We start from the raw sequence: 23,857 nt of genomic DNA on the forward strand, positions 1-23,857 counted from the left end.
CGGTCTTACTTCTCCTCGAGGGTGCGGGCGTGGGTGACGGCGGGTTCGTTGCCGCCCAGCAGCAGATACAGAACGGCCATCCGGATGGAGACTCCGTTCGCCACCTGCTCGACGACGGTGCAGCGCTCGGAGTCGGCGACCTCGGCGGTGATCTCCATGCCGCGGACCATGGGGCCGGGGTGCATCACGATGGCGTGCTCGGGCATCTTGGCCATGCGGTCTCCGTCGAGGCCGTAGCGCCGTGAGTACTCGCGCTCGGTCGGGAAGAAGGCGGCGTTCATGCGCTCGCGCTGCACGCGGAGCATCATCACGGCGTCGGACTTCGGCAGGGTGCTGTCGAGGTCGTACGACACCTCGCAGGGCCAGTTCCCGACGCCGACCGGCACCAGGGTGGGCGGGGCGACCAGGGTGACCTCGGCGCCGAGGGTGTGCAGCAGGTCGACGTTGGAGCGGGCGACGCGGCTGTGCAGCACGTCCCCGACGATGGTGATGCGCTTGCCGGCCAGGTCCTGGCCGAGCCCGGCGTCCCGGCCGATCAGCCGGCGGCGCATGGTGAAGGCGTCGAGCAGGGCCTGGGTGGGGTGCTGGTGGGTGCCGTCACCGGCGTTGATGACCGCCGCGTCGATCCAGCCGGAGTTGGCCAGGCGGTAGGGGGCTCCGGAGGCGCCGTGCCGGATGACGACGGCGTCGACGCCCATCGCCTCCAGGGTCTGGGCGGTGTCCTTCAGAGACTCGCCCTTGGAGACGCTCGACCCCTTGGCGGAGAAGTTGATGACGTCCGCGGACAGGCGCTTCTCCGCGGCCTCGAAGGAGATCCGGGTCCGCGTGGAGTCCTCGAAGAAGAGGTTGACGATCGTGCGGCCGCGCAGGGTCGGCAGCTTTTTGATCGGCCGGTCGGCGACCCGGGCCATCTCCTCGGCGGTGTCGAGGATCAGGACGGCGTCGTCGCGGGTGAGATCGGCGGCCGAGATGAGATGACGCTGCATCTGTCAGGCTCCGTAAGGCAGTTCAGGTTCTGGGAGATTCCGGGCAGGCGAGGGCGCGGGGGCGGGGCGCGCGGCGGGTGCCGTACGCCGGTCCGCTACTGCTGCTCGCCCGGGGCGGCCGGCTTCGCACCGAGCAGCACGGTGTCGCGACCGTCCTCCTCGGCGAGCTGGACCTTGACCGTCTCCCGCAGCGACGTGGGGAGGTTCTTGCCGACATAGTCGGCGCGGATGGGCAGTTCGCGGTGGCCGCGGTCGACGAGGACCGCGAGCTGGACCGCCCGGGGGCGCCCGATGTCGTTCAGGGCGTCGAGGGCGGCGCGGATCGTGCGGCCGGAGAAGAGCACGTCGTCGACGAGGACGACCAGTCGGCCGTCGATGCCCTCACCGGGGATGTCGGTGCGGGCCAGCGCACGCGGCGGGTGCATGCGCAGGTCGTCGCGGTACATGGTGATGTCGAGGGAGCCGACCGGGATCTTGCGGTCGGTGACGTCCTCGAGCTTGGCAGCGAGCCGCTGGGCGAGGTAGACGCCCCGGGTCGGAATGCCGAGGAGCACCACGTCGTCGGCGCCCTTGGCGCGCTCGACGATCTCGTGGGCGATACGGGTCAACACCCGTGCGATGTCGGGCCCTTCGAGAACGGGCCGCGCATCGGACGCTTGTGTGTCCTGCTTGTTGTCCATACGAAACGGACCTCCTTCTCCGCCTCACGGGACGGACCTTAAAGGACGTCGGATTTGCGCCATCCACCGTAGCAGGTCGCGGCGACGCCCCTGATCACCCCTATGGCGTAATCGGCCACCGCTACCACGGAAGAGTCGGTGTGGACCATTCGGCTTGACGGGCGGGAGTCACGCTGCGTAACCTCACAGTGAGTTACCAGCCGCGCGGCTCGGAACCACAGCCGGCCGCGTCGACACAGTGTCCGGGGAGCCATATGTCCAGCGAATACGCCAAACAGCTCGGGGCCAAGCTCCGGGCCATCCGCACCCAGCAGGGCCTTTCCCTCCACGGTGTCGAGGAGAAGTCCCAGGGACGCTGGAAGGCGGTCGTGGTCGGTTCGTACGAGCGCGGCGACCGCGCCGTAACCGTGCAGCGCCTTGCGGAGCTGGCCGATTTCTATGGTGTTCCGGTGCAGGAGCTGCTTCCGGGCACCACCCCGGGCGGCGCGGCCGAGCCGCCGCCGAAGCTGGTCCTGGACCTGGAGCGGCTCGCCACGGTCCCGGCCGAGAAGGCCGGCCCCCTGCAGCGGTACGCGGCGACGATCCAGTCCCAGCGCGGTGACTACAACGGCAAGGTGCTGTCGATCCGGCAGGACGACCTGCGCACACTCGCCGTCATCTACGACCAGTCGCCCTCGGTCCTGACCGAGCAGCTGATCAGCTGGGGTGTCCTGGACGCGGACGCGCGCCGCGCCGTGGCCACCCATGAGGAGAGCTGAGCCCGCACAGCACTTGAGCAGAAACGTGCCGCCGGGGTGGCCGGAACTTCATGGTTCCGGCCACCCCGGCGGCTTTCTGCGGGCCTCACAGGGCTCATGTGTACGAAGACGCCAGAGGGCCCGCAGCAGTCGCGCTGCGGGCCCTGTGGCGTCTGTACCGCTGAGGCCTCCGATGCCTCTTGGGCCGTGTCCCGGCCTATGCCTCGTCCCGGCGCAGCGAGGGCTTGAGCTCCTTCAGCCGCCCGAGCAGGCCGTTGACGAACGAGGGCGACTCGTCCGTGGAGAACTCCTTCGCCAGCTGCACCATCTCGTCGAGGACGACGGCATCCGGGGTCTCGTCGGCCCAGATCAGTTCGTACGCACCCAGCCGCAGGATGTTGCGGTCGACGACCGGCATCCGGTCGAGCGTCCAGCCGACCGCGTACTGGGCGATCAGCTCGTCGATGCGCCGCGCGTGCTGCGCGTAGCCCTCGACCAGCTGCATCGTGTACTCGCTCACCGGCGGCTGCCGGTCGTCGGTCCTGGAGAGCCGGATCCAGTCCGCGAGGACCGTCAGGACATCGGCCCCGCGCTGATCGCCCTCGAAGAGGATCTGGAAGGCGCGCTTGCGGGCCGTGTTACGGGCAGCCACGGTTAGCTGTTCACCCGGCCGAGGTAGTCGCTCGTACGGGTGTCGACCTTGATCTTCTCACCGGTGGTGATGAAGAGCGGGACCTGGATCTGGTGACCGGTCTCCAGGATGGCGGGCTTGGTGCCACCGGTGGAGCGGTCGCCCTGGACGCCCGGCTCGGTCTCCTGGATGGTCAGCTCGACGGCGGCCGGGAGCTCGACGAAGAGCACCTCGCCTTCGTGCTGGGCGACGACGGCCGTGAAGCCCTCGATCAGGAAGTTCGCGGCGTCGCCGACGGTCTTCCGGTCGATGTGCAGCTGGTCGTACGTGTCCATGTCCATGAAGACGAAGTACTCGCCGTCCATGTACGAGAACTGCATGTCGCGCTTGTCGACAGTGGCCGTCTCGACCTTGACGCCGGCGTTGAAGGTCTTGTCGACCACCTTGCCGGACAGCACGTTCTTGAGCTTGGTGCGCACGAAAGCGGGGCCCTTGCCGGGCTTGACGTGCTGGAACTCGACGACGGACCAGAGCTGGCCGCCTTCGAGCTTGAGCACCAGGCCGTTCTTGAGGTCGTTCGTGGAAGCCACGGTTGCGGAATCTCCTGGACTGACGTGGACGACCCCGGGGCACGCACCTGCCTAGAGGGCGAGCAGCTCCTTGGTCGTGATGGTGAGTAGCTCGGGTCCGCCGTCCGCCTCGGGGCGTACGACGAGCGTGTCATCGATCCGGACACCGCCCCGGCCCGGGAGGTGGACCCCCGGTTCGACGGTGACCGGCACGCAAGCGTCCAGTTTACCCATGGCTGCGGGAGCCAACTGCGGGTCCTCGTCGATTTCGAGTCCTACCCCATGTCCCGTGAGCGGCTGCAGGCCTTCTCCGTACCCTGCCGAATCCAGTATCTGCCGTGCGGCCCGGTCCACGTCACGGTAGGCCGCACCGGGTGCCAGGGCCTCCCGTCCGGCGCGCTGAGCGGCGAAGACCAGATCGTACAGCTCGATCTGCCAGTCGGCGGGCGACGTGCCGATGACGAAGGTACGGCCGATCTCGCAGCGATAGCCGCGATAGGTGGCGCCCAGGCAGACGGAGAGGAAGTCGCCCTCCTCGACGCGCCGGTCGGTGGGGCGGTGGCCACGGCGGCCGGAGTTCGGCCCGGTGGCCACGGAGGTGGGGAAGCCCGGGCCGTCGGCGCCGTGGTCGACGAGCCGCCGCTCCAGTTCCAGGGCGAGGTGCCGTTCGGTGCGGCCGACCAGGATGGACTCCAGGAGTTCGCCCAGCGCCTGGTCGGCGATCTCGGCGCCGATGCGCAGGCAGGAGATCTCCTCCTCGTCCTTGACCACCCGGAGCTGCTCGACGGCTCCGCCGAGGTCGGCGAGGCGCAGTTCGGGGGCGGTCGAGGCGAGCGCTCGGTGGCGGCTGACCGTGAGGTGGTGTTCCTCGACGGCCATGGAGTCGGCGTCCTGGGCCGTGGCCAGCCCGGCTGCCGCGACCGCCGGGTCGCCTCCCCTGCCGGACAGGATGTGCACCCTCAGGTTGTCGTCCGGCCGCCCTTCACAGGGGCGGTCGTCGGGCGGGTCGGCACACACCAGGAGATCCTCGCGTCTGCCGAGCAGCAACACGGCACCCTGCGGGGACGCGCCCGCGAGGTACCGCACGTTGGCGGGGCATGACACCAGCGCGGCGGGGCTGCCGCCGGCGTTGCAGCGTTCTTTGAGCCTGGCTCGGCGGGCCGCGTACACCTCTGACATGACACGAGCGTAGGAGCGGTGGGCGGATTGTGCCGGTTGGGAGGGTGCGGTCGGGGGACGGGGGGTTCGGCCGGGAAGTGCCAGGTGTGGTCGCGCGGGGGCCGGTCGCACGGTTCCCCGCGCCCCTGTCGGGGGGACCGGATACCGCCGGCTACCAGTTCGGGGGGCTGGCTATCGCCCTGGCCAGGACGTCGTCCAGGACCCGTGCCGTGCCCGGGACGTCGAGCTGGGAGTTGTCGATGATCGGGAGGCCCGAGCCGTACCAGCCGGCCATGCGGCCGTGGATGCGGGCGACCTCCTCGTCGGTGAGGCGGCGATTGCCGGAGCGCTCGGCGTTGCGCTCCAGGACGATGTCCAGGCCGGGCAGCAGCACGACGGGCAGCAGGCCGGGGCCCACATGGCGCTTCCAGCCGCCGAGGCCGACGACCGGGCGGTCCGGGAAGACCGCGTCGTCGAGGATGCACGAGATGCCATTGGCCAGGAAGTTCCGGGCGGCGAAGCCGCAGGTGCGGCGGGCCAGCCGGTACTGCGCCTCGGAGTGGTCGTTCCAGCCGGACTGGGGGTCGGCGAAGCCCGAGCGGACCCATTCGCGTACGTCGTCGAGGCTGATGTGGGCGGTGGGGACCCGGCGGCGGTCCGCCCAGTACTTGGCCACGCTCGTCTTGCCCGCGCCCGCCGGGCCGATCAGCAGCACGGCCAGCGTCGTGGCCGTCGGGTCGGGCGCGACCGCTGCCGGCGGCGCGCTGGGCATGGCGACGGGACCGCCGGGCGGCAGTGGCACATGGCCGGTGGTCTCGGGCGTCGACGGGGCGGGAGCGTGCTGCGGGACCGGGGGCTGCGGGGGTGCGGGCGGCATCGGCCCGGACGGGATTCCGGCGCCGGTGAAGCCCGGCGCCGGTGGCGGTGGCGGCACAGGTGCGGGACCCTGGTGGGTTCCCGGGTGGTGCGGACCCGGGTGGTGTGCGGCCGGCGACCAGCCGGCCGCCGGTCCCTGCCCCGGCTGAGGGGGCGGCGGCAGCGGAGATCCCACTGCGTGCTGCATCCGGTGCCACTCCGTCTCGTTCTTCTTGCTCGGCCCACCGCTCGCCGCGGGCAATCGGTGCTGGCAGCGGGCCTGGACCCGCTTCCTACCGAACGGTACCGCCCCCGGCCGTCGTTTGGTGAAACGACCGGGGGCGGTCCGAAGTGCCCGCCCGCGAAGGCGATTCGGGCAGAAGGAGCGTCAAGGGACTTACTGGCCCACTTCTCCGTACGCGGCGAGAAGAACGGCCGGGTCGGGACCCTCCAGGACGGTCGGCTTGGCGAGACCGTCGAGAACGATGAAGCGCAGCAGGTCGCCACGGGACTTCTTGTCGACCTTCATCGTCTCCAGCAGCTTGGGCCACTGGTCGTGGCGGTAGTGCAGCGGCAGCCCGACGGACTCCAGGACCGCGCGGTGGCGGTCCGCCGTCGCGTCGTCCAACCGGCCCGCCAGGCGGCCGAGTTCGGCGGCGAAGTGCATACCGACCGCGACCGCGGCGCCGTGCCGCCACTGGTAGCGCTCGTTCTTCTCGATCGCGTGGGCGAGCGTGTGACCGTAGTTGAGGATCTCGCGCAGGCCCGACTCCTTCAGGTCACAGGAGACGACCTCCGCCTTGACCCGGATCGACCGCTCGATCAGCTCGGCCGTGTGCGGGCCCGCCGGGGTGCGCGCCGCCTCGGGGTCGGACTCGATGAGCTCCAGGATCATCGGGTCGGCGATGAAACCGGCCTTGATGATCTCGGCGAGCCCGGAGACGTAGTCGTTGACGGGCAGCGATTCCAGCGCGGCCAGGTCGCACAGCACGCCCGCGGGCGGGTGGAAGGCGCCGACGAGGTTCTTGCCCTCGGCCGTGTTGATGCCGGTCTTGCCGCCGACGGCCGCGTCGACCATGGCCAGCACGGTCGTCGGGACCGCGATCCAGCGGACGCCGCGCAGCCAGGTCGCCGCCACGAATCCGGCGAGGTCGGTGGTCGCGCCGCCGCCGACGCCGACGATGACGTCGCTGCGGGTGAACCCCGACTGGCCGAGCGCCTTCCAGCAGTAGGCGGCGACCTCGGCGGTCTTGGCCTCCTCGGCGTTGGGCACCTGGATGGCGACGGCCTCGTAGCCCTGTCCGGCCAGGTCGGCCCGCAGGGCGTCGCCCGTCTCCGCGAGGGCCTCGGGGTGAATCACGGCGACCCGCTTGACCCGCTCACCGATCAACCCGGCCAGCTCACCCAGGAGTTGACGGCCCACCAGGACCTCGTACGGCTCGCTGCCCGCCGTGCCGCCGACCTGGATCCGCGTCACTGCCTCGCTCATGCTTGCTTCAACTCCAGTGCTTCCAGCGCTGCTCGGGTGACCTCTTCGGGCGTACGGCCGTCGGTGGACACGACCGCCGTGGCGACCCCCTCGTACAGGTGCCGCCGCGCCTCCATCAGCTCGCGCCACTGCTTGCGCGGGTTGACCGCGAGCAGCGGCCGGGCCACGTTCAGACCGGTCCGCTTGACGGCCTCCTCGACGTCCATCGAGAGGTAGACCACGCGGTTCCCGGCGAGCAGCGCGCGGGTGTCCTCGTCGAGGACGGCGCCGCCGCCGAGCGCGAGGACGCCCTGGTGCTCGGCGAGCGCGGTGTGCACCGCCCGCTTCTCGATGGCGCGGAAGGCGCTCTCGCCGTCCTCCACGAAGATGTCGGCGATGGCCCGGCCCTCGGCGGCGACGATGTCCTCGTCGGTGTCCCGGTAGCCGACGCCCAGCCGCTCGGCGAGCAGCTGCCCGACCGTGGACTTGCCGACACCCATCGGGCCGATGAGCACGACCGCGGGTCCGGCGCTCACCGGATCGCCAGGTTGTCGAGGTACGACTGCACGTTGCGGCGGGTCTCGGTGACCGAGTCGCCGCCGAACTTCTCCGCCACCGCGTCGGCGAGGACGAGGGCGACCATCGCCTCGGCGACGATGCCCGCGGCCGGCACGGCGGAGACGTCGGAGCGCTGGTGGTGGGCCTGGGTGGCTTCGCCGGTCGCCACGTCCACGGTCCGCAGCGCCCGGGGCACGGTCGCGATCGGCTTCATCGCGGCCCGCACGCGCAGCAGCTCACCGGTGGTCAGGCCGCCCTCGGTGCCGCCGGAGCGGCCGGAGACACGGCGGATGCCCTCGGGCGTGCCGACGATCTCGTCGTGCGCCTTCGAACCCGGGACCCGGGCCAGCTCGAAGCCGTCGCCGAGCTCGACACCCTTGATCGCCTGAATGCCCATCAGGGCACCGGCCAGCCGGGCGTCCAGCTTGCGGTCCCAGTGCACATGCGAACCGAGGCCCACCGGAACGCCGTACGCCAGCACCTCGACCACGCCGCCGAGGGTGTCGCCGTCCTTGTGGGCCTGGTCGACCTCCGCGACCATCGCCTTCGACGCGTCCGCGTCCAGGCAGCGCAGCGGGTCGGCGTCCAGCTTCTCGACGTCCGCCGGGGTGGGGTACACACCCTGCGGAGCCTTCACGGAGCACAGCTCGACGACGTGCGAGACGATCTCGATGCCCGCCGTCTCCTTCAGGTACGACCGGGCGACCGCGCCGAGCGCCACGCGGGCCGCCGTCTCACGCGCCGAGGCACGTTCCAGGATCGGCCGGGCATCGTCGAAGTCGTACTTCTGCATGCCCGCGAGGTCCGCGTGACCGGGACGCGGACGGGTCAGCGGAGCGTTGCGGGCGAGCCCGGCGAGGATCTCCGGGTCCACCGGGTCGGCCGCCATGACCTGCTCCCACTTGGGCCACTCGCTGTTGCCGACCATGATCGCGACCGGGGAGCCCAGGGTGAGGCCGTGACGGACCCCGCCGAGGAAGGTGACCTCGTCGCGCTCGAACTTCATCCGCGCACCGCGCCCATAGCCGAGCCGCCGCCGAGCGAGGTGGTCGGCGACCATCTCCGTGGTGATCGGCACGCCGGCGGGAAGGCCCTCCAGCGTCGCGACAAGTGCGGGACCGTGGGACTCCCCCGCGGTCAGCCAACGCAGCCTGCTCAACGATGCTCCTCAGTGCTCGCGCCCTGGTACTGCCCTGCGTACGCGCGACCTCGCGTACGGCGACGGCTCGACCGGGTGCGCGGCGCCGGTCCGCCACCTCCGATCCTCCCACGTCCGGGGCTCTGTCCGGCCGCCGGTCCAGCAAGCGGACGCGCGTCGGGAGGCGAACGGGACGTCAGCGGCCGGCGAGGGCCTTCTCGCCGGCCCGGCGCATGGCGTCCAGCGGGGCCGGCGTACGCCCGGTCATCTGCTCCACCTGGAGCACGGCCTGGTGCACCAGCAGGTCGAGGCCGCTGAGGACGGCCCCGCCGAACATGGACCAGCGGGCGGCGAGGTCGGTGGGCCAGGGGTGGTAGAGCACGTCGAAGAGGGTGGCGGGCCGCTCGGGTACGGCAGCGGCGAGCGCGTCGGTGGTGCCGGCGGGGGTGGTGGCGATCACGAGGGGGGCGCGCAGGGCCTGTGCCGCGTCGTCCCAGTCGGCCGTACGGACCTCGACGTCGAGCCGCTCGCCCCACTGCCGCATCTCGGCGGCCCGGGTCTCGCTGCGGACGTAGGCGACGACCTCGCCGGTGCAGATCCGGGCCAGGGCGGCCAGGGCGGAGGAGGCGGTGGCGCCCGCGCCGAGGATCGCCGCCGAATCGACCTGGGTGATGCCGTGCTCGCGCAGGGCGGCCACCATGCCCGGGATGTCGGTGTTGTCCCCCAGGCGCCCGCCGTCCTCGGTGAAGACGACGGTGTTGACCGCGTCGACGGAGGCGGCCGTCTCACTGATCTCGTCGAGCAGCGGGATGACCGCCCGCTTCAGCGGCATGGTCAGCGACAGCCCCGCCCACTCCGGGCCGAGCCCCGCGAGGAAGCCGGGCAGGCCGGCCTCGTCGACCTCGAAGCGGTCGTAGGACCACCCGGTGAGGCCCAAGGCGTCGTACGCGGCCCGGTGCAGCACCGGGGAGAGCGAGTGGGCGATGGGCGAACCGAGCACGGCGGCCCGGCGGGCGTCAGCTGCCCTTGACATCATGGAAACCTCGGATATCGGGACATCGCCGCTCATCGGCCGAAGTGCTGCTGTCTGACGATGTGTGCGGATCATACGCCGACGGTCAGTTCTTCTTCCGCGCCTCGTTCCACTGGTTCACAAGCTTCTCGTGCTCCGCGAGCGTCTTGGTGAACTTACTGGTCTTGCCGTCCATCGAGATGAAGTAGTACCAGCCGTCGTGCGTCGGGGCGAGCGCGCCCCTGAGCGCCTCCTCGCCGGGGTTGTCGATCGGGCCCGGCGGGAGCCCCTTGGCGAAGTACGTGTTGTACGGGTTGTTGTACTTGCGCAGCTCGGCGATGCTCAGGTCGATCTTGCTCTGGTTCTTCACGTAGTTGTACGTGGAGTCGAACTCGAGGCGTCCGTAGGTCTGCGGGTTGTCGGGCTTGAGGCGGTTGTAGACGACCTCGGCCATCTTGCGGAAGTCGTCGTGGCTCGTGCCCTCGGCCTGCACCAGACTCGCCACGGTGAGCAGCTGCCACGGACTGGCGAGGCCGAGCGCCTTGGCCTTCTTCTCCACGCCCAGTTCCCGGTACGTGTCGGCGGCCTGGGACACCATGCTCTTGAGAACGGCCTCGGGCTTCTGACCCTTTGCCACCGGGTAGCTGGAGGGGTAGAGGAAGCCTTCCAGCGGGTCCTTGAGGTTCGGCTGGTTCAGCGCCCAGGCGGGCAGACCGAGGTGCTTGTACTCCTTCTTCGCGACGTCGGCCGTGGTGCCCGCCTTCACTCCGAGGCGCTGGTCGATCTCGCTGTAGACCGCCGAGTTGCGCCGGCCCTCGGCGATGATCATGTTGCTGCGGCTCTTCGGGCTGAGCATCAGTTCCACCGCGCTCGCGGCGGACATCTCCTTCTCCAGCGTGTAGACACCGTCCTGGAGGTACTTGCTCTTGGGGTTGGCCTGCTGTGCGGAGACGAACGCGGCCGCGCTCTCGACGACGCCCGCCTCTTGCAGCTTCTGGCCGATCGCCCAGCCGCCGGCGCCCTTCGGGATGACGACCACGACCTGCTCGCCGTTTCCGCTGCCCGCATAGTCCGGGGCCGCGCCGAAACGATTTTGGTAGAAGTGGTAGCCGTAGTAGCCGACCGCGCCGAGACCGCCGCCGAACACCAGGACGACGAACATGGCGGCGCAGCCGTTGCGCCGTTTCTTCTTGGCGCCCTTGGCCTTCTTGCCCTTCCCGTCACCGCGCCCCCGGCGGCCCTTCGGGGCGTCGTCGAGGTCGTCCTCGTCATCGTCGTCCGCGAAGAAGGCGTGCTCGCCCTGGTCGGGGCCGGGATCCCAGTCGGTCTCCGGCTCCGGTTCGGGGCGCCTGCGGCCGGGCGGTTCCGGCGGCGGATACGCGTCGGGCGTGCCGTAGAGGTCGGGCTGCTCCCCGCCGTACGCCACGGGCTGCTGGCCGTACGGGTCGCCCGGGTCGGCGGCGTAGGGGACGTGCCCATGGGTGCCGGTCGCGTCCCAGCCGCCCTGCTGGTACTGCGGCTGGGCCTGCGTGGCGTACTGCTGCTGTGGCTGAGAGGCGTACTGCTGCTGGCCGTAGGGCCGGCCCTGCGCGTCGTAGTGCTGGTTCTGCTGCTGGCCGTACCCGCCCTGCTGGCCCTGGTCCCAGCCACCCTGCTGCGGCTGCTGCGGATAGTGCTGCGGCTGGCCGCCGTAGGCAGGCTGCTGGCCCACGTGGGCCTGCTCCTGCCCTTCCCACCCGACGCCCCCGTACAACGGGTCCTCCGGGTGCCACGGTTCGGAGCCTGGGCCCCGGCCATACTCAGTCATCGATCCCCTAGAGCCGCGAGGCGGCGGCGACACACGGCCCGGGGGCCGGTATCCGTTCCGCCTCTTGCTGTGCGGTGGCTGTTCGAACACCATCGCATCGCGCGGAACGTTACCGTATCGCGATCAGATGACCACTTCGACGCCCTCGCCGGGTGGTTTACCTGACACCCGTTCGGATTCCAGGGCCTGCTGCAGGATGATCACAGCGGCTGCCTGGTCGATGACAGAGCGCCCCTTCTTGGACTTCACCCCGGAGGCACGCAGTCCCTGACTGGCCGTCACCGTCGTCATCCGCTCGTCGACCAGGCGGACCGGCACCGGTTTGATGCCCTTGGCGAGTTCCTGGGCGAAGGCGCGGACCTTGACCGCGGCCGGGCCCTCGCCCCCCTTGAGGGAGCGAGGCAGACCGACGACGACCTCGATCGGCTCGTACTCCTCGACCAGTTGCCTGAGCCTGCGGTGAGCTGCCGGAATGTCCCGCCCGGGAACGGTCTCCACCGGAGTGGCGAGGATCCCCTCGGGGTCGCACGAGGCGACCCCGATGCGGGCATCCCCGACGTCGATCGCAAGTCGACGCCCTCTGCGCATTTCCGACCGTTTCCTTACCTATCGGTGTCGGTGATTACTTGGCGGTGTCGGCGACGAGACGCTCGACGGCGTCCATGGCGTCACCGACGGCGCCCGGGTTCTGGCCGCCGCCCTGGGCGACGTCCGGCTTGCCGCCACCGCCGCCGCCGAGGGTCTTGGCGGCCGTACGGACCAGGTCACCGGCCTTGAGACCGCGCTCACGGGCGGCCTCGTTGGTGGCGATGACCGTGAGCGGCTTGCCGTTGTTCACCGTGAACAGGGCGACCACGGCGGCCCGGCCGCCCTGGATGCGGCCGCGCACATCGAGGACCAGCCTGCGCAGGTCGTCCGGCGTGGTGCCGTCCGGGACCCGGCCCGTGACCACGGCGACGCCGTTGATGTCCCTGGCGGACTCGACGAGACCGGCGGCGGCCTGCAGCACCTTCTCGGCGCGGAACTTCTCGATCTCCTTCTCAGCGTCCTTCAGCTTGCCGAGCATGGCGGAGACCTTCTCCGGAAGCTCCTCCGAGCGGCCCTTGATCAGCTCCTGGAGCTGGGCGACGACCGTGTGCTCGCGGGCGAGGAAGTTGTAGGCGTCGACGCCGACGAGGGCCTCGATACGGCGCACACCGGAGCCGATGGACGACTCGCCGAGCAGCTTCACCAGACCCAGCTGGGCGGTGTTGTGCACATGCGTGCCGCCGCACAGCTCCTTGGAGAAGTCGCCGATGGTCACGACGCGGACCCGCTCGCCGTACTTCTCGCCGAACTCGGCGATGGCGCCCTGCTTCTTGGCCTCGTCGATGCCCATGACCTCGGCGTGCACGTCGAGGTCACGGGCGAGCACCTCGTTGATCTTCTGCTCGACGTCGGTCATCACGGCCGTCGGAACGGCGGACGGGGAGCCGAAGTCGAAGCGGAAGCGGCCGGGCTGGTTCTCGGAACCGGCCTGGGCGGCCGTCGGGCCGAGGGCGTCGCGCAGCGCCTGGTGGGTGAGGTGGGTGGCCGAGTGGGCGCGGGCGATGGCCTTGCGGCGCCGGGAGTCGATCGAGGCGTGGGCCTTGGCACCGACCGTCACCTCGCCGACCTGGACGACGCCCTTGTGGACGTACACGCCCGGGACCGGCTTCTGGGTGTCGCGGATCTCGATGACGGCACCGGAGTCCACCTTGAGACGGCCGGTGTCACCGATCTGACCGCCGCCCTCGGCGTAGAACGGGGTGCGGTCGAGGACGATCTCGACCTCGTCGCCCTCGGTGGCGGCCGGGGAGGAGACGCCGTCGACCAGGATGCCGACGACGGTGGTCTCGCCCTCGGTGTCCGCGTAGCCGATGAAGTCGGTGGCACCGGCCTTGTCGGCGATCTCACGGTAGGCACCCAGGTCGGCGTGGCCGGTCTTCTTGGCCTGGGCGTCGGCCTTGGCGCGCTCCCGCTGCTCCTTCATCAGGCGGCGGAAGCCCTCCTCGTCCACGGACAGGCCCTGCTCGGCGGCCATCTCGAGGGTGAGGTCGATCGGGAAGCCCCAGGTGTCGTGGAGCAGGAAGGCCTTGTCGCCGGCCAGGACCGTGCCACCGGACTGCTTCGTCTCGGTGACGGCCGTGTCGAGGATGTTGGTGCCGGCCTTCAGCGTCTTGAGGAAGGCGTTCTCCTCGGCGAGGGCGACCTTCTCGATGCGCTCGCGGTCGGTGACCAGCTCCGGGTACTGCTGCCCCATCATGCCGATCACGACCTCGATCAGGTCCTTGACGACCGGACCGGTGGCGCCCAGCAGCCGCATGTTGCGGATGGCGCGGCGCATGATGCGGCGCAGGACGTAGCCGCGGCCCTCGTTGCCGGGGGTGACGCCGTCGCCGATGAGCATGGTGGCGGTGCGCATATGGTCGGTGACCACACGCAGGGAGACGTCCGAGTCGCGGGCGTCGCCGTAGGCGACACCGGTCAGCTCGGTGGCCTTGTCGATGACGGCCATGGAGGTGTCGATCTCGTACATGTTCTGCACGCCCTGCAGAATCATGGCGAGACGCTCCAGGCCGAGGCCCGTGTCGATGTTCTTGCTCGGGAGCTCGCCGAGGATCTCGAAGTTGTCCTTGCCGGTGCCCTCGCCGCGCTCGTACTGCATGAAGACGAGGTTCCAGATCTCCACGTACCGCTCGTCGTTGACGGCGGGGCCGCCCTCGACGCCGAACTCGGGGCCGCGGTCGTAGTTGATCTCGGAGCAGGGGCCGCAGGGTCCGGGGACACCCATGGACCAGTAGTTGTCCTTCATGCCGAGGCGCTGGATGCGCTCCTTGGGCACGCCGACGACGTCGTGCCAGATGCGCTCGGCCTCGTCGTCGTCCTTGTAGACGGTGATCCACAGGCGCTCGGGGTCGAGGCCGTAACCGCCCTTGTCCTGGGGGTCGGTGAGCAGCTCCCAGGCGAGCTTGATGGCGCCTTCCTTGAAGTAGTCGCCGAAGGAGAAGTTGCCGCACATCTGGAAGAACGTGCCGTGGCGGGTGGTCTTGCCGACCTCTTCGATGTCGGGCGTGCGCACGCACTTCTGCACGCTGGTGGCGCGCGGGTACGGCGGCTTGACCTCACCCAGGAAGTACGGCTTGAAGGGGACCATGCCGGCGGGAACGAGGAGCAGAGTCGGGTCGTCCGCGATGAGCGACGCCGAAGGGACGACGGTGTGCCCGCGCTCCTCGAAGAAGCTCAGCCAGCGGCGGCGAATCTCGGCCGACTCCATCAGTGGTCCTCATTCCGGTTGTACGAGTACGTCGTGTTCTCGATGTACTTCGGGTTGCTGCCGTTGTTCTCGATGGCGGTGTACCGCCGGGGCGCGGGGAGTTGGGGGGTCTGGTCGATGCCCAGGGCCTCCTCGAGCTCGGCCTCCCGCTGCGCCATGTTGTCGCGGACGTCGAGCGCGAAGCCGACCGCGCGGTCCTTGAGGCGCTGACCCGTCTCGAGCGCCTTGTTCGCGGCGGCCGCGGCGAGGTTCTCGGGGGTCAGCTGCTTGAGCTTGCGGTTGACCTTCGTGGTGGCCCAGACACCGGCGGCGACACCCGTGGTGAACCAGAACGTACGGCGGAACATCGCTGGTCTCAGTCCTTCTTCCGCTTCGCCCGCCGCGCGGCCGGGACCGTCCGGCCCACGATCACGGTACGCCTGGGTTCCTTGACGGGCACGTCCGCCTTGCGGCCGCCCAGCGCCCGGCGCACGCCGTAGCCGAAGGCCGCGACCTTGACCAGGGGACCGCCGAAGGTGGAGGCGACGGTGGTCGACAGCGCGGAGGCGTTCGACGTGACCTCCTGGACGTCGGAGGCGATCGCGTCGACCCGGTCGATCTGCGTCTGCGCGGAGCGCACGGCCGTCGAGGCGTCGGCGAGCAGCGGAACGGCCTGGTCGGTCACGTCCGCGACGAGCTTGGTGGTCGCCTTGAGCGTCTGGGCCAGCCTCGCCAGCGCGACGGCGAGGAAGGAGACCAGGATCGCCCAGAAGACGGCCACCAGGATCCCGGCCACCTCTCCACCGGACACCGTGCGCACCCGCTCTCTGAAACGTGCTCTGAAGATCGGAACCATGAAAAAAACAGTGCACCGAGCCTATCGCGCCGGGCATGGGGCTCCGTACCGGATTACCTTGCGCGAGTGCGGCGGGCATGGGAAAGCCCGCCGCCTCCCCACCCGGAAAGGCGGGGGGACGACGGGCTGAGGTACTACGACCGGCTGGTGATCAGCGGGCGTAGTACTCGACGACGAGCTGCTCGTCGCAGATGACCGGAACTTCCTTGCGGTTCGGCTCGCGGTCCAGGCGGAACGCCAGGGCCTTGAGGTTCACCTGCAGGTAGCGGGGGGTCTCACCGTCGGGGGCGAAGCCACCCTCACGGGCGATCTGGAAGAGCGTCTTGTCCTTGGAGCGGTCGCGGACCTGGACGACGTCGTCCGGACGGACACGGAAGGACGGCTTGTCGACCTTCTGGCCGTTGACCTGGATGTGGCCGTGCACGACCATCTGGCGGGCCTGGTAGATCGTGCGGGCGATGCCCGAACGCAGGACCAGCGCGTCGAGACGGCGCTCCAGCTCGACGATCAGGGCCTCACCGGTCTTGCCCTGAACCTTGGAGGCGCGCTCGTAGGCGCGGACCAGCTGGCGCTCGGAGATGTCGTACTGCGCGCGCAGACGCTGCTTCTCCAGCAGACGGACCTTGTAGTCCGAGTTCTGCTTGCGGCCACGGCCGTGCTCACCCGGCGGGTAGGGGCGGGCCTCGAAGTACTTGACGGCCTTCGGGGTCAGCGCGATGCCGAGGGCACGCGACTTCTTGACCTTGGGGCGGGACTGGTTCGCCACTTTTTCTTTCTTCCTTCTGATATTCGGCTCGTCAGGGTTGAGGGAGGTCGCATCCGCAGCCGGGGAAACCCGCCGGGTCCACTTGGGACCTGCCGGGCAGCCGCTCCCCTGGTCTGGGCACATACGTGCAGCACGCGAGTGGCCCACCGGCCGCTCCCGGAGTTCCGGGTGGTGGTGGGCTGCCCGCGACACCTTCGACGGTGCGCGACGCTCCTGGAGCCGGTCCTCGAGGAACCGGGCTCCGGCTGGTTGTCCCGCTCTGACAGCGCGGGACTCAGCGCTTCGAAGGATTCTACAGGCTGCTCAGGACCGTCTGCGACCGAGGTGCTTCCTGGTCCACTCGACCGCGTCCGCGTAGCGCGCCTCGGCGCCGTGCCGGGTCGGGGTGTAGTACTCGCGGTCCTTGATCGGGTCCGGGGCGTACTGCTGCTCGGCGATGCCCTCGGGCAGGTCGTGCGGATAGACGTACCCCTGCGCATGGCCGAGCTTGGCCGCGCCCTTGTAGTGCCCGTCGCGCAGATGCGGGGGCACCTGACCGGCCAGCCCCTTGCGTACGTCCTCCAGGGCGGCGCCTATGGCGGTGGTCGCGGAGTTGGACTTGGGCGCCAGGGCGAGGGCGATGGTGGCGTGGCTGAGGATGAGGGCGGCCTCGGGAAAGCCGATCATGGCCACGGCCTGCGCGGCAGCGACCGCTGTCGGCAGCGCGTTCGGGTCGGCGAGGCCGATGTCCTCGCTGGCGGAGATCATCAGGCGGCGGGCGATGAAGCGGGGGTCCTCGCCCGCCTCGATCATGCGGGCCAGGTAGTGCAGGGCCGCGTCGACGTCGGAGCCGCGGATCGACTTGATGAGGGCACTCGCGACGTCGTAGTGCTGGTCGCCGTCGCGGTCGTACTTCACCGCGGCCCGGTCGACCGTCTCCTCCAGCGTGGCCAGGGCGATCTCCGTCTCGCCCTTGTCGAGCGCGGCCCCGGCGGCGGCCTCCAGGGCGGTCAGGGCACGGCGGGCGTCGCCGCCGGCGATCCGCAGGAGGTGGTCCTCGGTGTCCTCGGGCAGGGTGACGGCGTCCTTCAGACCGCGCTCGTCGCTCAGCGCACGGCGCAGCAGGCCGCGTACGTCGTCGTCCGTGAGGGGTTCGAGGGTCAGCAGCAGGGAGCGGGACAACAGCGGGGAGATCACCGAGAAGTACGGGTTCTCGGTGGTCGCCGCGATCAGAGTGACCCAGCGGTTCTCCACCGCCGGGAGCAGCGAGTCCTGCTGGGCCTTGCTGAAGCGGTGGATCTCGTCGAGGAAGAGCACGGTCTCCTTGCCGTACCCGCCGATGGCGCGGCGGGCGCCGTCGATGACCGCGCGGACCTCCTTCACGCCCGCCGTGATCGCGGACAGCTCCACGAACCGCTTGTCGGTGGCCTTGGACACGACGTACGCGAGGGTCGTCTTGCCGGTGCCGGGCGGGCCCCAGAGGATCACCGAGGACGGTCCGGCCGGGCCGCCGTTGCCCTCGCCGACCAGTCTGCGCAGGGGTGAACCGGGCTTCAGCAGGTGCTGCTGTCCCACGACCTCGTCAAGGGTGCGCGGGCGCATCCGCACCGCCAGGGGGCTGCCTGCCGGGTCCTTCTCCTGGCGTTCTTCCGCCGCGGCGGTGAAGAGGTCGGGTTCCACGCTGAAACCCTAAGACACGGCACTGACAATCCCGTCAGGGCTGTCAGCGCGGACCGTCCGGGCTGTCAGCCGGTCCAGAAGTCCCACCAGCGGGTCAGGATCAGCATGCCGATGATGCCGGTGTGCAGGACCGGCAGCACCCAGGTGAACTCGCCGAAGAAGCCCTTGAGCCAACGCGGGGCCGACAGGAAGTTGTTGCGGACGTTGAACGACGTCACGTACCAGAACATGAAGATCGTGGCGACCCAGGCCAGCGAGCACCACAGGCACAGCGCGTTGATCCGGTACAGGGACTGGAACTGCAGCCAGGTGACGAAGCCGACGCCGAAGAGCGTGCCGAAGTTGAAGGTCAGCCAGTACCAGCGCGGGAAGCGGGCGCGGGCCAGCAGGCTCATGCCGACGCAGATCACGATGCCGTAGGCCACCAGGCCGAGCATCGGGTTGGGGAAGCCGAAGACGGAGGCCTGTTTGCTCTCCATGACGCTGCCGCAGGAGACGACCGGGTTGAGGCTGCACCCGGGGGTGAAGGTCTTGCCCGCGACCTTGGCCTCGAGGATCTTGAACTTGTCGATCGTGATGACCCAGGCGGCGAGGAGACCGGCGGCGCCGGTGATGATCAGCAGCAGGGCGAAGGCAGGGCTGCCGCCCTCCGTGCGAGGCGCGGCGGTGGCGCGCTCGGGCGCGGGGTCCGTCGAGACGTCTTTGACTGTCGTCTTGCTCATCACGCCGATCCGTCTGCTTGAGAGTTTGACATTCTTCGGGCAGGGGCCATTGTGCCGCACGGGCACGTCTGTCCACCGTTCGGTGGACATAAGGAGGTACGCACGGTCGTCCCCGAACGTTCGGTTCCGGCCGAAGCTCGACGGCATGACAGCACACGCGAACGAACTCGCGGTGCACGTACGAGGGCTGCGCAAGCAGTACGGGGACGTGACCGCGGTGGACGGAATCGATCTCGGCATCCGGCGGGGCGAGGTGTTCGGCCTGCTGGGACCCAATGGCGCGGGCAAGAGCACCACGGTGGAGATCCTCCAGGGCAACCGCTCGCGGGACGCGGGAGAGGTCTCGGTCCTGGGCGCGGACCCGGCGACGGGCACGCGCGCGTGGCGATCCCGGGTGGGAATCGTCTGGCAGGACGAATCGGCGCCCGCCGAGTTGACGGTCCGCGAGACCGTACGGCATTTCGCCCGCTACTACCCGAGGCCGCGCGATCCGCGGGAGGTCATCGGACTGGTCGGTCTGGAGGCGAAGGCGGACAGCAGGATCAAGGCGCTCTCCGGCGGGCAGCGGCGCCGACTGGACGTGGCGCTCGGCGTGATCGGCAGCCCCGAGCTGCTGCTCCTGGACGAGCCGACGACCGGCTTCGACCCGGCGGCCAGACGGCAGTTCTGGGACCTGATCCGGCAGTTGGCCGACGAGGGCACCACGATCCTGCTGACCACGCACTACCTGGAGGAGGCCGAGGCGCTCGCGGACCGGCTGGCGATCGTCGCCCGGGGCCGGGTCGTCGCCGAGGGGGAACCCGTCGGGCTCCGCGAGCGGTACGGCACCGGCGCCACCGTCGAGTGGACGGACACCGACGGCTCCACGCGCGCGGAGCACACGGACACCCCCACGAAGACCGTCGCCGGGCTCATGCACCGCTTCGACGGCGAGATACCGGGCCTCAGGGTGAGCCGCCCGACGCTGGAGGACATCTACCTGCGGCTGACCGGACAGGAGACAGTGCGATGACCACGACCGCCATGCCCACCCGGACGGAACCGGCCGCCGTGCGCCTGCCCGGAGCCTGGGCCCTCGGACTGCACCGGGGCGCGCTGGAGATCAAGCAGTTCTTCCGGCAGCGCGAGCAGGTGGTCTTCACCTTCTCCTTCCCGGTCGTCTTCCTGTTCCTCTTCGCCTCGATCTTCCACGACGACGTGCGCGGCAGTGGCGTCACCGCCTCCCAGCTGTACGTCCCGGCGATGATGGCCTCGGGGATCATGTCGACCAGCTTCCAGTCGCTGGGCATCTCGATCGCCATCGAGCGGGACGAGAAGGTGCTGCGTCGGCTGCGCGGCACTCCGATGCCGCCGGCGTCGTACTTCCTGGGGAAGATCTGGCTGGTTCTGGTCACCGGTGTGCTGGAGACCGCGATCCTCCTGCTCGTCGGCACCACGTTCTACGGCGTCGACCTGCCGTCGGACGCGGACCGCTGGTTCGACTTCGCATGGATCTTCGTGCTCGGTATGACCGGCTGCGCACTGCTCGGGATCGCCATCAGTTCGGTGCCCAAGTCGGGCAAGAGCGCGAGCTCCGTCGTCGTACTGCCCTTCCTCGTCCTCCAGTTCATCTCCGGCGTCTACATCTCGATCGGCACCATCCCCGACTGGATGCTGGACATCGGCGCCCTGTTCCCACTGAAGTGGCTGTGCCAGGGGCTGCGCGGGGTGTTCCTGCCGGACTCGGCGCGCGTCCTCGAACAGGCGGGGAGCTGGGAGTTCGGGCGCATCGCCCTGGTGCTGGCCGCCTGGTGCGTCGGAGGATTGGCGCTGTGTCTGCTCACTTTCCGGTGGAAGAACCGGCGCGAGGGATGACCCGCTGGAGCGCGGCGCGCGGCGTGGACGTCTGGGACCGCGCGATCGGGCTCTGGGACGCGTACTTCGCGGTCGCCTGGGCGGCCACTCTGGCCTTCGTCCTCGCGGCGGCGCATCCGGGGTGGACCGTCCGGGCCGTCGCCGCCGCGCTGCTCGTACCGCTGGTGCCCTGGTACGCCGCGGTGGGCCGTCCCCTGCTCCTGGCGGAGGAGATGGTCGAGCGGCGGATGCTGCGCTATCTCTCGGGGGCGATCGCCCTGTTCCTGCCGTCGGCGGTCCTGGTCGGCGAGACGCGGCTGATGGCGTTCGCCCTCGTCCCCCAGTGCTTCATGGCGCTGCGCATGCGCGCGGCCCTGGCCGCGGTGACCGTGATCAACCTGGTGCCGGTGGCGGGTTGGGCGCTGGTGTGGCGGCCCGAGGCCACGGATCTGTTCGCCAACGCGCTGTTCGCCGTGGTCACGCTCGTGTTCTCGGTGGCCGTCGGCAGCTGGATCATCCGGATCATCGAGCAGAGCGGGGAACGGGCCGAGCTGATCGCGGAACTGGACACGAGCCGGCACGAGATCTCCCGGCTGTCGGCCGCGCACGGCGCACTCGCAGAACGCGAGCGCATGGCCCGTGAGATACACGACACCCTCGCTCAGGGCTTCACCAGTCTGCTGATGCTGGTCCAGGCGGTCGAGGCCGAGTTGGAGGACGATCTCCCGCAGGCCCGCCGCCATCTGGCGCTGATGGACGAGACGGCCCGCCAGAACCTCGCCGAGGCCCGCGCCCTGGTGGCCGGCGGCACACCCGCCGACCTCGACGGCGCCTCCCTCCCCGACGCGCTGGGCAGACTGGCCGCACGGCACGGGGCGACGCTGGAGGTGACCGGCCCGGTGCGGGCGCTGCCGGCCGCCCCGGAGGTGGTGACCCTGCGCTCCTGCCAGGAGGCGCTGGCGAACGCCCGCAAGCACGCGGGGAGTTCGGCGATGGTCGGCATCCGGCTGTCGTACGCCGACGACACGGTGACCGTCTCCGTGCGCGACGGCGGCTGCGGCTTCGACCCGGGCACGGTGTCCGGCGGCTACGGTCTGGCGGGGCTGCGCGCCCGGGTCGCCGAGGTGGGCGGGACGGCCTCGGTGTGCAGCACACCCGGCGACGGTACGACCGTGACCGTACGACTGCCCGTCCCCGCCACCGTGAGGAGTGAGACCCCGTGATCCGCATCGTCCTGGCCGACGACCATCCCGTCGTCCGGGAAGGACTGCGCGCCATGCTGAGCGCCGAGCCGGACCTGGAGGTGGTGGCCGACGCGGCCAGCGGCCCGCAGGCCGAGGCGCTGGCGGTCGAACTCCGGCCCGACATCGTGCTGATGGACCTGCGGATGCCGGGCGGTGACGGCGTCGACTCCATCGTGCGGATGAGCGAGGCCGGGCTGCCGTGCCGGGTGATCGTGCTCACCACGTACGAGACCGACCGCGACATCCTGCGGGCCGTGGAGGCGGGGGCGGCGGGCTATCTGCTGAAGGACCTGCCCCGCGGCCAACTCGCCGACTCGGTACGAGCCGCGGCCCGCGGCGAGACCGTCCTGGCACCGTCGGTGGCGGCCCGTCTGATGGACCAGCTCCGCGCCAGGCCGGAACGACCGCGGCTGTCGGAACGGGAGAGGGCGGTGCTGCGGCTGGTCGCGGAAGGCTGCACGAACGCGGAGATCGGGAGACGTCTGTTCATCGGGGAGTCGACGGTGAAGACGCATCTGCTGCGCATCTTCGGCAAGTTGGGTGTGGACGACCGGACGGCGGCGGTCACCTGCGCGATGCGGTACGGGTTGCTCGACCAGTGAGCGAAGGGGCGCCGGATTCCCGGCGCCCTCCCCGTACTAGCCCAGTCTCGACTCCAGCTCCGCCACGATCTCGTTCACGCCGACCGCCGTCTGCTCGCCGGACTCCATGTCCTTGAGCTGGACGACGCCCTCGGTGAGGTCGCGTTCGCCGGCGATGAGCGCGTAGCGGGCCCCACTGCGGTTGGCGCTCTTCATCGCGCTCTTGAGCCCCTTCACGCCGTAGGAGAAGTCGGCCGCGACACCGAGCCTGCGCAGCTCCGTGACCTTCGCGAACAGCAGCCGGCGGGCGTCCTCGCTCAGCGGGACCGCGAAGACCGAGGTCGAGGACGGGAGGTCGAGCTCGATGCCCTCCGCCTCCAGGGCCAGGACCGTGCGGTCGACGCCCAGCGCCCAGCCCACGGAGGGAAGCGCCGGGCCGCCGATCATCTCCGACAGGCCGTCGTAACGGCCGCCGCCGCCCACCGCGGACTGGGAGCCCAGACCGTCGTGGACGAACTCGAAGGTCGTACGGGTGTAGTAGTCCAGGCCGCGCACCAGCTTCGGGTCGTCCTCGAAGGACACGCCCGCCGCCGTGATCAGCTCACGGACCTCCTCGTGGTAGGCCTTGCAGCCGTCACAGAGGTAGTCCCGCAGCAGCGGCGCGTCACCCAGCTGCTTCTGGACCGACTCACGCTTGTCGTCGAGCACCCGCAGCGGGTTGATGTCGACACGGCGGCGCGTGTCCTCGTCCAGGTCCAGGCCCCGCAGGAAGTCCACCAGCGCGGCCCGGTACACCGGCCGGCACTCCTTGTCGCCCAGGCTGTTCAGCAGGATGCGGAAGTTCCGCAGGCCCAGCGAGCGGTACGCCTGGTCGGCCAGGATGATCAGCTCGGCGTCCAGCGCCGGGTCCTCCGCGCCGATCGCCTCGGCGCCGACCTGGGAGAAGTGCCTGTAGCGGCCCTTCTGGGGGCGCTCGTAGCGGTAGTACGAGCCCGAGTACCAGAGCTTGACCGGGAGGTTGCCCGCCTTGTGCAGGTTGGCCTCCAGCGCCGCGCGCAGCACGGAGGCCGTGCCCTCGGGGCGCAGGGCGAGCCGGTCGCCGCCCTTGGTCTCGAAGGCGTACATCTCCTTCGTCACGATGTCGGTCGACTCGCCGACACCGCGCGCGAACAGCTCCACGCTCTCGAAGCCGGGCGTCTCGATGTAGCCGTAGCCGGAGTTGCGCAGGGGCGCGGCGATCGCCTCGCGGACGGCGAGATACTTGGCGGAATCCGGCGGGATCAGGTCGTACGTGCCCTTGGGGGCCTTGAAGGTGCTCACGGA

Annotated in this window: 24 protein-coding genes; 5 read left to right on the forward strand and 19 right to left on the reverse strand. The window is 70.2% G+C overall.

What is annotated here, in order from left to right:
* Nucleotides 1-5: 5 nt before the first annotated feature.
* Both N8I87_RS07295 and pyrR read right to left on the reverse strand, forming a co-directional pair.
* On the reverse strand, nucleotides 6-986 hold the full coding sequence (locus tag N8I87_RS07295) for an aspartate carbamoyltransferase catalytic subunit (RefSeq protein ID WP_263206597.1): 981 nt from the start codon (nucleotides 984-986) through the stop codon (nucleotides 6-8).
* Nucleotides 987-1,081: 95 nt separating this feature from the next.
* Nucleotides 1,082-1,666, reverse strand: a complete 585-nt coding sequence (gene pyrR, locus N8I87_RS07300) for a bifunctional pyr operon transcriptional regulator/uracil phosphoribosyltransferase PyrR (RefSeq protein WP_263206599.1) — start codon at nucleotides 1,664-1,666, stop codon at nucleotides 1,082-1,084.
* Nucleotides 1,667-1,920: 254 nt separating this feature from the next.
* Between pyrR and bldD the strand changes: the two genes are divergently transcribed.
* A complete protein-coding gene (gene bldD / locus N8I87_RS07305; RefSeq protein ID WP_086170636.1) occupies nucleotides 1,921-2,424 on the forward strand; it encodes a transcriptional regulator BldD in 504 nt (167 codons plus the stop codon).
* A 196-nt stretch (nucleotides 2,425-2,620) separates the two neighbouring features.
* Here bldD and nusB read toward each other — a convergent pair whose 3' ends face one another.
* The 16 genes from nusB to N8I87_RS07385 all read right to left on the reverse strand — a co-directional run bounded on the left by nusB (nucleotide 2,621) and on the right by N8I87_RS07385 (nucleotide 18,876).
* The gene (nusB, locus tag N8I87_RS07310; protein WP_263206603.1) at nucleotides 2,621-3,055 is read right to left on the reverse strand and encodes a transcription antitermination factor NusB; all 435 of its coding nucleotides are present in this window, start codon (nucleotides 3,053-3,055) and stop codon (nucleotides 2,621-2,623) included.
* A gap of 2 nt (nucleotides 3,056-3,057) precedes the next feature.
* Complete coding sequence (gene efp / locus N8I87_RS07315) at nucleotides 3,058-3,624, reverse strand: elongation factor P (RefSeq protein ID WP_263206605.1); 567 nt, start codon at nucleotides 3,622-3,624, stop codon at nucleotides 3,058-3,060.
* Nucleotides 3,625-3,675: 51 nt separating this feature from the next.
* Nucleotides 3,676-4,782 (reverse strand): aminopeptidase P family protein, encoded by a 1,107-nt coding sequence (locus tag N8I87_RS07320; protein WP_263206607.1) that lies wholly within the window; start codon nucleotides 4,780-4,782, stop codon nucleotides 3,676-3,678.
* A 151-nt stretch (nucleotides 4,783-4,933) separates the two neighbouring features.
* Nucleotides 4,934-5,824: an ATP-binding protein gene (locus N8I87_RS07325; protein WP_263206609.1), complete on the reverse strand. Its 891-nt coding sequence runs from the start codon at nucleotides 5,822-5,824 to the stop codon at nucleotides 4,934-4,936.
* 189 nt (nucleotides 5,825-6,013) lie between these two features.
* Complete coding sequence (gene aroB / locus N8I87_RS07330; protein WP_263206611.1) at nucleotides 6,014-7,105, reverse strand: 3-dehydroquinate synthase; 1,092 nt, start codon at nucleotides 7,103-7,105, stop codon at nucleotides 6,014-6,016.
* Nucleotides 7,102-7,584, reverse strand: a complete 483-nt coding sequence (locus N8I87_RS07335; protein ID WP_263216342.1) for a shikimate kinase — start codon at nucleotides 7,582-7,584, stop codon at nucleotides 7,102-7,104. Before N8I87_RS07335 ends, aroB begins: the two co-directional genes overlap by 4 nt.
* A gap of 32 nt (nucleotides 7,585-7,616) precedes the next feature.
* On the reverse strand, nucleotides 7,617-8,801 hold the full coding sequence (gene aroC / locus N8I87_RS07340) for a chorismate synthase (protein WP_263206613.1): 1,185 nt from the start codon (nucleotides 8,799-8,801) through the stop codon (nucleotides 7,617-7,619).
* 175 nt (nucleotides 8,802-8,976) lie between these two features.
* A complete protein-coding gene (locus N8I87_RS07345; RefSeq protein WP_263216343.1) occupies nucleotides 8,977-9,816 on the reverse strand; it encodes a shikimate dehydrogenase in 840 nt (279 codons plus the stop codon).
* A gap of 82 nt (nucleotides 9,817-9,898) precedes the next feature.
* The gene (gene mltG, locus N8I87_RS07350; protein WP_263206615.1) at nucleotides 9,899-11,599 is read right to left on the reverse strand and encodes an endolytic transglycosylase MltG; all 1,701 of its coding nucleotides are present in this window, start codon (nucleotides 11,597-11,599) and stop codon (nucleotides 9,899-9,901) included.
* Between the two features lie 123 nt (nucleotides 11,600-11,722).
* On the reverse strand, nucleotides 11,723-12,187 hold the full coding sequence (ruvX, locus tag N8I87_RS07355) for a Holliday junction resolvase RuvX (RefSeq protein ID WP_263206617.1): 465 nt from the start codon (nucleotides 12,185-12,187) through the stop codon (nucleotides 11,723-11,725).
* A gap of 34 nt (nucleotides 12,188-12,221) precedes the next feature.
* On the reverse strand, nucleotides 12,222-14,894 hold the full coding sequence (gene alaS, locus N8I87_RS07360) for an alanine--tRNA ligase (RefSeq protein ID WP_263206618.1): 2,673 nt from the start codon (nucleotides 14,892-14,894) through the stop codon (nucleotides 12,222-12,224).
* A complete protein-coding gene (locus N8I87_RS07365) occupies nucleotides 14,894-15,241 on the reverse strand; it encodes a hypothetical protein (RefSeq protein WP_263206619.1) in 348 nt (115 codons plus the stop codon). The genes alaS and N8I87_RS07365 overlap by 1 nt, the downstream gene beginning before the upstream one ends.
* Nucleotides 15,242-15,249: 8 nt before the next feature.
* Entirely contained in the window at nucleotides 15,250-15,693 is a 444-nt protein-coding gene (locus N8I87_RS07370; RefSeq protein WP_263216346.1) for a DUF948 domain-containing protein, read from the reverse strand.
* A 187-nt stretch (nucleotides 15,694-15,880) separates the two neighbouring features.
* The gene (rpsD, locus tag N8I87_RS07375) at nucleotides 15,881-16,495 is read right to left on the reverse strand and encodes a 30S ribosomal protein S4 (RefSeq protein ID WP_014671539.1); all 615 of its coding nucleotides are present in this window, start codon (nucleotides 16,493-16,495) and stop codon (nucleotides 15,881-15,883) included.
* Between the two features lie 303 nt (nucleotides 16,496-16,798).
* Complete coding sequence (locus N8I87_RS07380; RefSeq protein WP_263206623.1) at nucleotides 16,799-18,154, reverse strand: replication-associated recombination protein A; 1,356 nt, start codon at nucleotides 18,152-18,154, stop codon at nucleotides 16,799-16,801.
* Between the two features lie 65 nt (nucleotides 18,155-18,219).
* Entirely contained in the window at nucleotides 18,220-18,876 is a 657-nt protein-coding gene (locus tag N8I87_RS07385; RefSeq protein WP_263206624.1) for a vitamin K epoxide reductase family protein, read from the reverse strand.
* A 145-nt stretch (nucleotides 18,877-19,021) separates the two neighbouring features.
* Here N8I87_RS07385 and N8I87_RS07390 point away from each other — a divergent pair, with 145 nt between their 5' ends.
* The 4 genes from N8I87_RS07390 to N8I87_RS07405 are packed head-to-tail and all read left to right on the forward strand — an operon-like array spanning nucleotide 19,022 to nucleotide 22,555.
* Nucleotides 19,022-19,888 carry an ABC transporter ATP-binding protein gene (locus N8I87_RS07390; protein WP_263206626.1) on the forward strand — a complete coding sequence of 289 codons (867 nt, stop codon included), beginning with the start codon at nucleotides 19,022-19,024 and terminating at the stop codon, nucleotides 19,886-19,888.
* Nucleotides 19,885-20,730: an ABC transporter permease gene (locus N8I87_RS07395; protein WP_263206628.1), complete on the forward strand. Its 846-nt coding sequence runs from the start codon at nucleotides 19,885-19,887 to the stop codon at nucleotides 20,728-20,730. The genes N8I87_RS07390 and N8I87_RS07395 overlap by 4 nt, the downstream gene beginning before the upstream one ends.
* Nucleotides 20,727-21,932: a sensor histidine kinase gene (locus N8I87_RS07400; RefSeq protein WP_263206630.1), complete on the forward strand. Its 1,206-nt coding sequence runs from the start codon at nucleotides 20,727-20,729 to the stop codon at nucleotides 21,930-21,932. The genes N8I87_RS07395 and N8I87_RS07400 overlap by 4 nt, the downstream gene beginning before the upstream one ends.
* Nucleotides 21,929-22,555: a response regulator gene (locus tag N8I87_RS07405; protein WP_263206632.1), complete on the forward strand. Its 627-nt coding sequence runs from the start codon at nucleotides 21,929-21,931 to the stop codon at nucleotides 22,553-22,555. The genes N8I87_RS07400 and N8I87_RS07405 overlap by 4 nt, the downstream gene beginning before the upstream one ends.
* A gap of 36 nt (nucleotides 22,556-22,591) precedes the next feature.
* Here the strand turns inward: N8I87_RS07405 and hisS are convergent, their stop codons facing one another.
* Nucleotides 22,592-23,854, reverse strand: coding sequence for a histidine--tRNA ligase (hisS, locus tag N8I87_RS07410; RefSeq protein ID WP_263206634.1), 1,263 nt, complete (start codon nucleotides 23,852-23,854; stop codon nucleotides 22,592-22,594).
* Nucleotides 23,855-23,857 lie beyond the last annotated feature (3 nt).

It is taken from the genome of Streptomyces sp. HUAS 15-9 (assembly GCF_025642155.1).
Classification (GTDB): domain Bacteria; phylum Actinomycetota; class Actinomycetes; order Streptomycetales; family Streptomycetaceae; genus Streptomyces.